The organism is Serinicoccus sp. JS2-9 (assembly GCF_059025165.1).
Window position 1 is genome coordinate 862,990 of sequence record NZ_CM180091.1, and the last position, 12,382, is coordinate 875,371.

13 protein-coding genes are annotated in these 12,382 nt (G+C 71.2%); 7 read left to right on the top strand and 6 right to left on the bottom strand.

All coding sequences use genetic code 11. The features are described from left to right. The first annotated feature begins 283 nt into the window (after positions 1-283). Entirely contained in the window at positions 284-1,189 is a 906-nt protein-coding gene (locus AC5PYY_RS04325) for a ParA family protein (protein WP_493898565.1), read from the top strand. Next, on the top strand, positions 1,186-2,289 hold the full coding sequence (locus AC5PYY_RS04330) for a ParB/RepB/Spo0J family partition protein (RefSeq protein ID WP_493898566.1): 1,104 nt from the start codon (positions 1,186-1,188) through the stop codon (positions 2,287-2,289). The genes AC5PYY_RS04325 and AC5PYY_RS04330 overlap by 4 nt, the downstream gene beginning before the upstream one ends. 71 nt (positions 2,290-2,360) lie before the next feature. Here the strand turns inward: AC5PYY_RS04330 and rsmG are convergent, their stop codons facing one another. From rsmG to rpmH, 6 genes are all read right to left on the bottom strand, one after another. After that, complete coding sequence (gene rsmG, locus AC5PYY_RS04335; RefSeq protein WP_493898567.1) at positions 2,361-3,086, bottom strand: 16S rRNA (guanine(527)-N(7))-methyltransferase RsmG; 726 nt, start codon at positions 3,084-3,086, stop codon at positions 2,361-2,363. Positions 3,087-3,090: 4 nt separating this feature from the next. After that, positions 3,091-3,765: a Jag family protein gene (locus tag AC5PYY_RS04340; protein ID WP_493898568.1), complete on the bottom strand. Its 675-nt coding sequence runs from the start codon at positions 3,763-3,765 to the stop codon at positions 3,091-3,093. Between the two features lie 96 nt (positions 3,766-3,861). Beyond that, positions 3,862-4,836: a membrane protein insertase YidC gene (gene yidC / locus AC5PYY_RS04345; protein WP_493898569.1), complete on the bottom strand. Its 975-nt coding sequence runs from the start codon at positions 4,834-4,836 to the stop codon at positions 3,862-3,864. A 7-nt stretch (positions 4,837-4,843) separates the two neighbouring features. Further along, positions 4,844-5,242, bottom strand: coding sequence for a membrane protein insertion efficiency factor YidD (gene yidD / locus AC5PYY_RS04350; RefSeq protein ID WP_493898570.1), 399 nt, complete (start codon positions 5,240-5,242; stop codon positions 4,844-4,846). Continuing rightward, on the bottom strand, positions 5,239-5,649 hold the full coding sequence (locus AC5PYY_RS04355; protein ID WP_493898571.1) for a ribonuclease P protein component: 411 nt from the start codon (positions 5,647-5,649) through the stop codon (positions 5,239-5,241). The genes yidD and AC5PYY_RS04355 overlap by 4 nt, the downstream gene beginning before the upstream one ends. Positions 5,650-5,675: 26 nt before the next feature. Further along, positions 5,676-5,813, bottom strand: coding sequence for a 50S ribosomal protein L34 (gene rpmH / locus AC5PYY_RS04360; RefSeq protein WP_493898572.1), 138 nt, complete (start codon positions 5,811-5,813; stop codon positions 5,676-5,678). A gap of 391 nt (positions 5,814-6,204) precedes the next feature. Between rpmH and dnaA the strand changes: the two genes are divergently transcribed. From dnaA to AC5PYY_RS04385, 5 genes are all read left to right on the top strand, one after another. After that, positions 6,205-7,725 carry a chromosomal replication initiator protein DnaA gene (gene dnaA / locus AC5PYY_RS04365; protein WP_493898573.1) on the top strand — a complete coding sequence of 507 codons (1,521 nt, stop codon included), beginning with the start codon at positions 6,205-6,207 and terminating at the stop codon, positions 7,723-7,725. Positions 7,726-8,218: 493 nt separating this feature from the next. Continuing rightward, positions 8,219-9,352 (top strand): DNA polymerase III subunit beta, encoded by a 1,134-nt coding sequence (dnaN, locus tag AC5PYY_RS04370; protein ID WP_493898574.1) that lies wholly within the window; start codon positions 8,219-8,221, stop codon positions 9,350-9,352. Positions 9,353-9,416: 64 nt separating this feature from the next. After that, the gene (gene gnd, locus AC5PYY_RS04375; RefSeq protein ID WP_493898575.1) at positions 9,417-10,397 is read left to right on the top strand and encodes a phosphogluconate dehydrogenase (NAD(+)-dependent, decarboxylating); all 981 of its coding nucleotides are present in this window, start codon (positions 9,417-9,419) and stop codon (positions 10,395-10,397) included. A 44-nt stretch (positions 10,398-10,441) separates the two neighbouring features. Continuing rightward, the gene (locus AC5PYY_RS04380; RefSeq protein ID WP_493898576.1) at positions 10,442-11,683 is read left to right on the top strand and encodes a DNA replication/repair protein RecF; all 1,242 of its coding nucleotides are present in this window, start codon (positions 10,442-10,444) and stop codon (positions 11,681-11,683) included. Next, entirely contained in the window at positions 11,676-12,254 is a 579-nt protein-coding gene (locus AC5PYY_RS04385) for a DciA family protein (protein ID WP_493898577.1), read from the top strand. Before AC5PYY_RS04380 ends, AC5PYY_RS04385 begins: the two co-directional genes overlap by 8 nt. Positions 12,255-12,382: the final 128 nt, after the last annotated feature.

A 12,382-nucleotide genomic window follows, 5' to 3' on the forward strand; every position in this document is an offset into this window, starting at 1 on the left:
GTGGACGGCTGTCGCGTCTGTGGGGGGCCAATCGGGGCGACGTCGCTTGGTCGCCGACCCACTCATCGGCGATGATGGTCCTGACATGACTGCTGCGCACTCCCTGGGCTGGCCGAAGCCGACCCCTGAGACCCTTCCCACTCCGTTCCACCCGTCTCGGCCATCGCGGTTGGGCTGGCCCCAGCCGAGCCACCCGGACGACGGGGACGCCACTGATGTTTCACGGGAAACACCGTCGCCGGAGCAGGCGCCGCCCTCCGCGCCTGGGGGAGAATCTGGGCACGTGCAGCCCGACGTTGCACGTGAAACTCCAGCTCGTCCGGCACATGTTTCCCGTGAAACACGATCATCGCCGGCCGCCGAGCCAGAGGGGGCGCGCCCCTCCGACGGACCAACGGTAGCTCCGCGCGTCATCACGATCTCCAACCAGAAGGGCGGGGTGGGCAAGACCACCACGACCGTCAATCTGGCCGCCGCCATGGCTCAGGCTGGTCTGCGCGTCCTCGTCGTCGATATGGATCCTCAAGGAAACGCCAGCACCGCACTGTCCATCCCCCACACCAGCGGCACCGCCGGCATCTACGACGTGCTCATCGACGGGCTCCCGCTGGCGGACGTCGTGCAGCCGTGTCCCCAGGTGCCCGGCCTGTTCTGCGCACCGGCGACCATCGACCTGGCTGGCGCCGAGATCGAGCTGGTCCCCCTGGTGGCGCGCGAGAACCGCCTGCGCCGCGCCCTCGAGGTCTACCTCGGCGAGCAGCAGGAGGCTGTCGACCTGGTGCTCGTGGACTGCCCACCCAGTCTCGGTCTGCTGACGGTCAACGCGCTCGTCGCGGCTCAGGAGCTGCTCATCCCCATCCAGTGCGAGTACTACGCACTCGAGGGCCTCAGCCAGCTGCTCAAGAACGTCGAGCTCATCCAGCAGCACCTCAACGACGCGCTCGAGGTCTCCACCATCCTGCTCACGATGTTCGATGCCCGCACCCGGTTGTCGGCCGACGTCGCGGGCCAGGTCCGGGACTACTTCGGCGAGCGGGTCCTGCGCTCGGCGATCCCTCGCTCGGTCCGCATCAGCGAGGCGCCCAGTCACGGTGAGACGGTCATGACCTACGACCCGACGAGCACCGGAGCCCTGTCCTACGCCGGTGCCGCCGCAGAAATGCGACAGCAGCAGAAGGAGTCCGCATGAGTGAACGCCGTCGTGGCCTGGGCCGAGGGCTCGGAGCCCTCATCCCCCAGGAGGCCTCCGACCCGAGGTCGGACCGCCCGCGAGACGTGTTCTTCCCCCGCTCGGGAGGTGGTGCCACCCCGCCGGACGCCTCAGACGCCACCGCTGCGGCGGTGTCCCCGGAGAGCTCCGAGGAGGTGCGGCCCGCGTCGACCGAGTCCGGCCCTCTCGACTCCGCCGGTTCCACGGGAAACATGGACGAAGATGCCGGAGCCCTGGCTCCCGTCCCCGGCGCCCATTTCGCCGAGATCCCGGTGGATCAGGTCGGCGCCAACCCGCGGCAGCCGCGTGGGGTCTTCGACGAGGACGATCTTGCGGAGCTGGTCTCGAGCATCACCGAGGTCGGGGTGCTGCAGCCTGTCGTCGTCCGCCCGGTCGTCACCGACGGGGATGGGGGCGGGGGCGCCGGCGGGCCCTGGGCCTACGAGCTCGTCATGGGCGAGCGCCGCCTGCGTGCCTCCCGACTCGCCGGACAGGAGACCATCCCCGCCATCGTCCGGGCTACCGAGGACGAGCACATGCTCCGCGATGCTCTCCTGGAGAACCTCCATCGGGCCGAGCTCAACCCGCTGGAGGAGGCCGCGGCCTACCAGCAGCTGCTGGACGACTTCGGGTGCACCCACGACGAGCTCGCCGGCCGCATCGGTCGCTCGCGACCGCAGATCAGCAATACGATCCGACTGCTCAAGCTTCCCCCGATGGTGCAGCGCCGCGTGGCCTCCGGCGTGCTCAGCGCCGGCCACGCGCGCGCGCTGCTGGGGCTCTCCGACGGGGCAGCGATGGAGCGCCTCGCGCAGCGGATCGTCGCGGAAGGCCTCTCCGTGCGGTCCGTCGAGGAGATCGTCGTCCTCGGGCAGGACGACACCGAGCCGAGCCGACGCCCACGCGCCACCCGCACGACTCCCTCACCGGAGATCCTGCAGGCTGCCGACCGTCTCTCCGGTCGGCTGGACACCCGCGTCCAGCTCTCCATGGGCCGCCGCAAAGGCAAGATGGTCATCGAGTTCGCCGGTCAGGACGACCTCGAGCGCATCCTGGACCTGCTTGGTCGGGACGGCTGACACACCGACGTCCCCTACCAGGATCGTACGTATGTACGATAACTCAGGTGGGCGACCGTCCGCCGGGCGGGCTACCGGCCCCGTTCACCCGCCCGGCCCCGTCGGCGACCGCCACTCTGCGCCCCCGCCGCGACACCGCGGGTCCTGGGGCGCCAGCCCGCAGGGCGGACGAGCTCGACGACGCGCACAGGTCCCGCCGGGTCCTCCTCGGCGAGCACCTGGAGACTGGACGCCCGGACGCCCTGCTGCTGCAGGAAGGATTCTGCCGCGCGGAGCTCGTCCCCGGCCGCCGCACCCTTGAGCGCGAGCAACCGGCCCCCGTCCTCCAGCAGCGGAAAGGACCAGGTCACGAGCTTGTCGAGGGAGGCAACCGCACGGGCCGTGACGATGGGGGCGGTCAGGGACATCTCGTCGGCCCGGCCCCGATGCACCGCGACGGTGTCGTCCACGCCCAGCTGCGTCACAGCCTGCTCCAGCCACGTCGTCCGGCGCAGCAGCGGCTCCACCAGGTCCACCCGCAGGTCTGGGCGCGCGATCGCCAGGACGATGCCTGGGAGCCCGGCACCCGACCCGATGTCGATCACCCGCGCCCCCTCCGGCACGAGGGAGGCCAGTGCCGCACAGTTGAGCAGGTGACGCTCCCAGAGCCGGCCCGCCTCCCGGGGACCGATGAGTCCGTGGTCGATCCCCGTCGTCGCGAGCAGATCGGCATACGCCACCGCCAGCGGGAGCCGATCACCGAAGACCGCCTCCGCGCTGGGTGGCGCCTCGGGGGCACGCCGGTGTGGCGCCCCCACCCGCTCAGCCCTCCGGGAGGATGACGACGTAGCGCGAGGGCTCGGCCCCCTCGGACTCCGAGGTCAGGCCGGCGGCCAGCACCTCGTCGTGGACCACCTTGCGCTCGAAGGCGGTCATCGGCTCGAGCGAGCGTTGCTCCCCGGAGTCCTTGACCTCCGCGATGAGAGTCTGCGCCTGGGAGACGAGCGCCCCACGCCGGTCGGCGCGGTAGCCGGCGACGTCCAGCATCAGGCGGCTGCGGTCGCCGGTCTCGGCCTGCACCGCGAGCCGGGTCAGCTCCTGCAGCGCCTCGAGCACCGACCCGCCGGGACCCACCAGGCGGCGCGGAGCTGCACCGTCCTCGGAGTCGACGATGGCGACGGCGGCCCGCTCACCCTCGACGTCGACCTCGAGGTCACCGTCGAGGTCGGCGATGTCCAGCAGGGTCTCGAGGAAGTCGGCCGCAATCTCTCCCTCGCGCACCAGCTCTTCGGAGGCCTCCTCGGTGTCCGCCCCGCCGGACGACGCGGTCTGGGTCGTCGGAGCCTCGTCCGTCGCGGGCTGCTCCTGCGTCGCCTGGTCGTCGCTCTGGTCCAGAGCCTGGTCTGCGCTGGCGTTCGGCGTCTGCTCCTCGGCCGCCTGCTCCGTCGCCGGGTGCTCCGTCGCGTGCGTCTGGGTCTCCTCGGGGGTGGTGCTCATTCCTGCTCCTTCGTCGTCGTCGGGAACGGTGTCGGTGCCGGGGTGGCGCCGGGCAGCACCGTGTCGTGGGGTGTACGGCGCGCGGTCACCGCGCAACTAGCGCTTCTTGGACCGCTTCTTGCTCTTGGGCTGGGCCCGCTGGCCGCCCGAGCGGGCCTGCGCCTCGCTCGCGGCGGCCTGGCGCTCGGCCATGAGGTTCGGGTTCTTGAGCAGGACGCCGGTGGCCTCCTTGCCCTTGCGGGCCATCCGGGCCTTGTACTTCTCCTCCGCCGGGGTGTTCGGCGCGGGCATGTTGCGGATGATGAGGAACTGCTGGCCCATGGTCCAGAAGTTGCTGACCGTCCAGTAGATGAGCAGCGCCACGGGGAAGTTCACACCGGTGACGGCGAAGACGATCGGCAGGATGTAGATGAGCAGCTGCTGCTGGCGTGCCATCGGGCTGTTGAGCGCCTCGGGCGACATGTTCTGCCGCATCAGCTGGTGGCTCGTGACGAACTGCGTCAGGGACATCACGAGGATGAGCACGAGCGAGAGGATCTTGGCCGACAGGTCCTGGTCGTGCAGGAAGGTCGAGGTCAGGCCCGCTCCGAAGATCTCGGAGTTGGCCATCTTGGTGGCCAGCTCGCGGGTGAACAGGCCCAGCGGCTCGACCTCCCCGCGGGAGACGACCTCCGCGGTGTTGAGCAGACGGAACAGCGCGAAGAAGAACGGCATCTGGATGAGCAGCGGCAGACACGCGCCGAACGGGTTCGCGCCGGCCTCGCGGTAGAGCCCGAAGGTCTCCTCCTGGAAGGCCTTCTGCGACGCCTGGTCCTTCTTCCCCTTGTACTTCGCCTGGATCTTCATCAGCTCGGGCTGCACGATCTGCAGCCGTCGCTGGCTCTTGATCTGCCGGATCATGAGCGGGGTGAGCAGCGCCCGGAGCGTCACCACCAGACCGACGATGGCCAGCACCCAGGTCCACCCGCTGGTGTCCGGCAGACCCAGCCGCGTGAGCAGCCACTCGAAGCCCACCAGGATCGCGGAGTCGAACCAGATGAAGGGGAAGAGGATGGTGTCGAAGAATCCCATGGGGTCCTCAGTCTCGGCGGTGAGCGGCGCTCACCGTGGTGGTCGTCGTGCCGGGCCGCGGCCCGGTCGTGGGTATGTAGTCCCGCTCGCCTGCGCGATCGCCCCGCGGTGGCACGTGGTCCACGCCGCCCGGCGCCCACGGGTGACAGCGCAGCACCCGTCGCACAGTGAGCCAGGTCCCGCGGACCAGTCCGTGCCGTTCCAGCGCGGTCACCCCGTAGGCCGAGCAGGACGGGTAGTACCGGCACACCGGGCCCAGGATCGGGGAGATCGTCAGCTGGTAGAGCCGGATGATCCATACCAGAGGACGCGCCAGCACGCTGCGCGGTTCCCCGTCCGGCACGCCGCCTCGGTGGACGTGGCGCATCTGGCCCTCCTCCGGCTCCGCCCCGCTGCGCCCGCTCACCCGCGGCTCCGCAGGGTCCGGTGCAGCGTGTCGTCCAGGGCGGCGCCGAGCTGGTCGGACGAGGCCTGCGCCGCCGGAGGCAGCGCGCGCACGACGACGTCCGTCCCCGCCGGAAGCATCGCGAGACGTTCACCCACCTGGGCCCGGAGCCGGCGCACCACGCGGTGCCGCACCACCGAGTTGCCCACCGCCCGCGACACGACGAAGCCGACGCGCGGGCAGCCACCTGCCTCCGGAGACGGTGCGTGCCCGGAGGGTGCCTCCTGGTCAGGGGTGGCGAGATGCACGACGAGCAGGTCGGTGCCGGCGCGGCGGCGTCGCCGTGCGTCCGCGCCGTCCGCTCGCCGTCCGCGCAGGACGGCCCGGTAGTCCTCCGGGGTCGTGAGTCGGTGACGGCGCGGGAGCATCGCGGCGGCCGCTGGGCGCCGTGAGCTCAGGCCGAGAGGCTGGAGCGGCCCTTGCGGCGGCGGGCCGCGAGGATGCTGCGCCCGGCGCGGGTGCGCATCCGCAGGCGGAAGCCGTGCTTCTTGGCGCGGCGGCGGTTGTTCGGCTGGAAGGTGCGCTTGCTCATGGATCGGGCTCCGCATCGAAGGTGGTCGGGTCGTCGGGGCCGCCTCGGCCACCAACGGAAGCCCACGTCATCCGTGCGACGCATGGGCAGGCGAAAGCGGCCGAAAAACGGCCTGGTTAACGGTACGGGAGCGCGTCCCCGCCGGTCAAACCCGCGAGGCCTCTCCACGGTGCCCCGAGTGAACCGTTCATCGTCCACGTCACCTGGCGGCGCGGCGGCGGCGACACGCCGAGGGTGACCAGATTGATCCACACCGGTACTTGCCACACGCGCGCCCCGCTTGTTAGCGTCGGCGCTTCCGACGTGATGTCCACCAGTCTATCCACACCTGTGGATAACCCTGTGGACCGTCGTCTTCGCCGCACATCATCGAGAGGGGCTGAGCCCACCCATGTCCCAGCCCTCGGACTCCTCCACGCAGATCTGGCGTGAGGTGGTCTCCGAGCTGGAGGACGGGCTTCCCCCGCGGGACCGCGCGTTCCTCGGCCTGACCCGGCTGGTGGGCATCCTCGAGTCCACCGTGCTCCTGGCGGTGCCCTGGTCGCAGACCAAGGAGATGCTCGAGACCTCGCTGCGGCAGCCGCTGGAGACCTCGCTGTCGCGCCAGCTGGGCCGCCGCGTCCAGGTGGCCGTCACGGTCAACGACGACCTGCGGCGCGAGCTCGACGCGGAGGACGACGACGCCGATCAGGCCGACGACGCGACGACGCGAGAATCCCTCACCCGGCCGGCCTCCGAGCCCAGCTCGAGCTCTCCCGACCAGGGCGAGGACCCCCCTGACGCGGACGCGACCCAGCCGGTGGAGGTGTCGCCCTCGAGCAACGGCATACCGCGGCCGCCCACCCCGGCGGGGCCCGTGGTGACCGGTGCCGCCGACGAGGCCCGGCTCAACCCGAAGTACACCTTCGACACCTTCGTCTCCGGTCCTTCCAACCGCTTCGCCCACGCCGCCTCGCTCGCCGTGGCAGAGTCGCCGGCCCGGGCCTACAACCCGCTGTTCATCTACGGCGAGTCGGGCCTGGGCAAGACCCACCTCCTGCACGCCATCGGGCACTACGCCCGCAAGCTCTACAAGGGCGTGCGCGTGCGCTACGTGAACTCCGAGGAGTTCACCAACGACTTCATCAACTCGATCCGCGACGACAAGGCCGGTGCCTTCCAGCGCCGCTACCGCAACGTGGACTTCCTGCTCGTGGACGACATCCAGTTCCTCCAGGGCAAGGAGCAGACGGTCGAGGAGTTCTTCCACACCTTCAACACGCTGCACAACAGCGAGAAGCAAGTGGTCATCACCTCCGACCAGCCGCCCAAGCGGCTGTCGGGCTTCGCCGAGCGGATGCGCAGCAGGTTCGAGTGGGGGCTGCTCACCGACGTGCAGCCGCCCGACCTCGAGACCCGCATCGCCATCCTGCGCAAGAAGGCGTCGCAAGAGGGCATGCAGCTGCCGGACGAGGTGCTCGAGCACATCGCCAGCCGGATCAGCACCAACATCCGTGAGCTGGAGGGCGCCCTCATCCGCGTCACGGCCTTCGCCTCGCTGTCCTCGCAGCGCGCCGACGCCGACCTGGCGGCCCACGTGCTCAAGGACATCGTCCCCGGCAGCGACACCGTGCAGATCACGGTGGCGACGATCATCCGCAAAACGGCGGAGTACTTCCAGATCACCGTCGACGAGCTGTGCGGCACCTCCCGCTCGCGCACACTCGTCAACGCCCGCCAGGTCGCGATGTATCTGTGCCGCGAGCTCACCGACCTGTCGCTGCCGAAGATCGGGCAGGAGTTCGGCGGTCGGGACCACACGACGGTCATGCACGCCGAGCGCAAGATCCGCGCCCAGATCGGCGAGCGCCGCGCCCTCTATGACCAGATCGCCGAGCTCACCGGCATCATCCGCCGCGCGTCCGAGCGCTAGGAATCGACGCAGTCCCTCTCACACGGTTTTCCACAGGTGTGGATAGACCTGTGTGTTGTTGCTCAGCGTTCACCGGCGTCACATCTGCCACCTCCTGACGCGCGTCGGGATGCTCCGACGACGCCGACCACGTGGGGACGCCCTGTGGACACGATGCGGATCACCGCAGGTCAGCATGGGGACAACGGGTGGAGGACGAGGAGGACGGTGGGGATCGGCTGCCTCGGCCCACAGGGAGGGGGCGTGTGTCCACCGAGGTGTCCACCCGGCATACACACGGTGACAGGGGTCCCCCTCGCCCACCCTGACCAGCCCCGACACCGTCTCGCGAGCGAGTTATCCACAGTGTCCACAGGCCCGATGACGACGATGAGTCCCTAGAGTCGGAGAACGATGGCCCTGCGTCCCTGGGGATGTGTTGCAGCGTTCCGGTCCGCGACGTGGCAGAGTTGCCCACGAAGCACTGTCCACGTGAGCCGGAAGGCCGAATGTCGTGAAGTTCCTCCTCGAGCGCGATGTCCTCTCCGAGGCTGTCGCCTGGGTCGTCCGTGGCCTGTCGAACCGTCCGCCCGTGCCCGTGCTGGCCGGTGTGCTGCTCACCGCGGATCCCGAGGGGACGCTCACCTTCTCCGCCTACGACTACGAGGTCTCCGCGACGGTGACCGTCGAGGCGGACGTCCAGGAGGGTGGTCAGGTGCTCGTCCTCGGTCGTCTGCTCGCCGACATCGCCCGCAACCTGCCCGCCAAGCCGGTCGAGGTCTCCACCGACGGGGCCAAGGTCACGCTCACCTGCGGCTCGAGCCGCTTCTCGCTCATCCAGATGCCGGTGGGTGACTACCCCCAACTCCCCACGCAGGCCTCGGCCAGCGGATCGGTCGCGGGAGACACCTTCACCCAGGCCGTGACCCAGGTCTCGATCGCGGCCGACCGCGGTGACACCCTGCCGATCCTCACCGGCGTCCGCGTCGAGATCGAGGGCGAGAAGATCACGCTGCTGGCCACCGACCGCTACCGCCTCGCGCAGCGCGAGCTCACCTGGTCTCCGGCGGCCGCCGACGCCGATCACGTCTGCCTCATCCCGGCGCGCACGCTGTCCGAGACGGCCAAGTCCCTCGGCGCCAGCGCCACCGTCGACCTGGCCTTCGGTGACGCGAGCCGCAGCGACGGCCTCGTCGGCTTCGAGGCCGGGCAGCGCCGCACGACCACCCGCCTGCTCGACGGGGAGTACCCCAAGGTCACCTCGATCTTCCCCTCCTCGGTCGACAGCGTGGCCGTGGTCGACACCCAGGCGCTGACCGAGGCCGTCCGCCGCGTCGCCCTCGTCGCCGAGCGCAACACCCCCGTGCGGCTGCGCTTCAGCGACGGCCAGGTGGCCATCGAGGCCGGCACCGGCGACGACGCCCAGGGCAGCGAGGCCGTGGAGGCGACGCTGGAGGGTCCGGAGATCGAGATCGCCTTCAACCCGCAGTTCCTCCTCGACGGACTCGGTGTCCTCGGCCAGCCCTACACCAGGCTGGCGTTCACCCAGTCCTCGCGCCCGGCCGTCATCTCCGGGCAGCCTGAGATCGACGGTGAGTCCGACGACTCCTACCGTTATGTCCTGATGCCGGTGCGCTTCGCCGGCTGAGCGGGGTGCACGCCGCAGGCGTACGGCATACCGAAGCAGCGACCACGACGATGAGGAGCAGCAGATGAAGATCGGCATGATCGGCCTGGGGAAGATGGGCGGCAACATGCGGGAGCGGCTGCGCCGCGCGGGGCAGGAGGTCGTCGGCTTCGACCTCGACGAGCAGCTGCGCGACGTGGACAGCGTCGAGGCCATGGTGGAGGCGCTCGAGCCGCCGCGCGTGGTCTGGGTGATGGTCCCGCACGGCAAGCCGACCCGCTCCACCGTCGAGCAGCTCGGCGAGCTCCTCGACGAGGGCGACCTCATCATCGAGGGCGGCAACTCCAAGTACACCGAGGACCGCGAGCTCGACGCGATGATGGAGCCCAAGGGCATCGGCTACGTCGACTGCGGCGTCTCCGGAGGGGTCTGGGGCCTGGAGAACGGCTACGGCCTGATGTGCGGCGGCCGGGAGGCCGACGTCGAGAAGGCGATGCCGATCTTCGACGCGCTGCGGCCCGACGGTCCGCGCGAGGAGGGCTTCGTCCACGCCGGCGACGTCGGGGCCGGGCACTACGCCAAGATGGTGCACAACGGCATCGAGTACGGCCTCATGCACGCCTACGCCGAGGGCTTCGAGCTGCTCCTGGCCAAGGACATCGTCAAGGACGTCAAGGGCTGCTTCCAGGCCTGGAGCCGCGGCACGGTGGTGCGGTCCTGGCTGCTGGACCTGCTCGTCGACGCCCTCGGTGAGACGCCCGAGCTCGAGGGGATCGACGAATACACCACGGACTCCGGCGAGGGCCGGTGGACCGTCGAGGAGGCGATCGAGAACGCCGTGCCGATGCCGGTCATCAGCGCCGCGCTCTTCGCCCGCTTCGCCTCGCGCCAGGAGAACTCCCCCGCCATGCAGGCGGTCGCCGCGCTCCGCGGCCAGTTCGGCGGGCACGCCGTCCGGATGCTCGACGACGAGGCGACGCGCGACCCCGACCACGTCGAGGTGCACCAGGGCGCCGAGCCCGAGCGCGCCGAGCCGGGCGAGCAGCGCCCCGGCGACGGCTCCTGAGCCGCGCCACCCCCGCTGGACCCTGACACCCTGACCAGACGAGCGTGCACCTGATCCACCTGGCCCTGGCCGACTTCCGGAGCTATCCCGCCGCGGACGTCGACCTCGGGCCAGGGGTCACGGTGCTGCTCGGCCGCAACGGGCAGGGCAAGACCAACCTCGTCGAGGCGGCCGGGTATGTCGCCACGCTCGGCTCCCACCGCGTCGCCCAGGACGCGCCGCTGGTGCGGGCGGGGGCCGAGGGTGGCTCGGCGATCATCCGGGCGACGGTGGTGCGGGACGGGCACGCGTCCCTGGTCGAGCTGGAGATCGTGCCCGGCCGCGCCAACAAGGCCCGGCTCAACCGCTCCCCTGTGAGCCGGCAGCGTGACGTGCTCGGCACGCTGCGCACGGTGCTCTTCGCCCCGGAGGACCTGGCCCTGGTCAAGGGCGATCCGGGCGAGCGGCGACGCTTCCTCGACGATCTGCTCGTGGCGCGGCAGCCTCGCTGGGCCGCGGTGCGCGCGGACTACGACAAGGCGGTCAAGCAGCGGGGGGCGCTGCTCAAGCAGGCGGCCCACCTGTGGCGGGACCCGTCGCGGCGTGGGGGACGCTCGGCGGGCCCCGGCGCTCGACTCGCGCCCGGCGAGAGCCTCGAGGGGGCCCGGGCCTCAGCCCTGGCGACGCTCGCCGTCTTCGACGACCAGCTGGCGCAGATCGGCGGGGCCCTGCTCTACGCCCGGCTCCGGCTGCTGCGCGACCTGCGGCCCTACCTCAGCCAGGCCTACCGCACCATCAGCGACAGCGAGACCGCGGCGGACGCGGCATACCGCAGCAGCCTGGCGACCGACTCCGCCACGGCGCAGGCGGTCGCCGCCGGTGAGGTGCCCACCCAGGAGGAGCTCGTGGCCGCGATGCTGTCCTCGATCGAGGCGGTGCGCGCCCAGGAGCAGGAGCGCGGCGTCTGCCTCGTGGGGCCGCACCGCGACGACCTCGCGCTGACCCTCGGTGACCTGCCGGCCAAGGGATATGCCAGCCACGGCGAGTCCTGGAGCCTGGCCCTGGGGCTGCGGCTCGCCGGCTTCCACCTGCTCCGGCACGACCTCGGGACCGACCCGGTGCTCGTGCTGGACGACGTCTTCGCCGAGCTCGACACGGGTCGGCGTGAGCGGCTGGCCGACCTCGTCGCCGACTGCGAGCAGGTCCTCGTCACCGCCGCGGTCGCCGAGGACGTGCCCGAGCGACTGCTGGGCGATGATGGGCGGGTGCTGGACGTGACCCTGGGTTCGGTGACCCCGCGTGGCTGAGCAGCCGCCGCGCAGGGCCGGTGCGCCCGGTGCCGAGGCCTCGCCCGGCCCGGACGTCCAGACCGAGGACGACGTGGCGTCGGTCGACCCGCTGGAGGCGGCCCACGAGGCGCTGGCCCGGGCCCGCAGCACCGCGCGCGGCAAGGGGCTGCGCCCTGGATCGCCGGCCCGCCGGAGGTCTGCCCGCCGCAGCGGCGGCGAGCAGCCCACGGCCCGGCGCGACCCGCAGCTGCTCGGCGAGGAGGTGGACCGGCTGGTCGCCACCCGGGGGTGGGACAGCGAGGTCCAGGTCGGCTCGGTCGTCGGTCGGTGGCCGGGGATCGTCGGCGACCAGGTGGCCGCCAACGTGGAGGTCGTGGCCTTCGAGGGCAGCAGGCTCACCGTGCGCGCCCGGTCGACGGCCTGGGCGACCCAGATGCGGCTGCTCACCTCGACGGTGCTGGGCCGGATCGAGGCCCAGGTCGGCGAGGGCGTCGTCACCGAGATCGTCGTCCAGGGTCCGGCCGGCCCCAGCTGGCGCAAGGGCCCGCTCTCCTCCGGTGGGCGCGGCCCGCGCGACACCTACGGCTGACCACCCCCCTCGTGTGGGGGGACCCCTGATCCGGGGTCGCGGCGCTCACAGCGGCACTGGCGGGCCGGAAAGCACCGGATCTGCCTGTGGGCAACTCGGATTGGTGTGCGGAAAGGGGTAGACTGAAA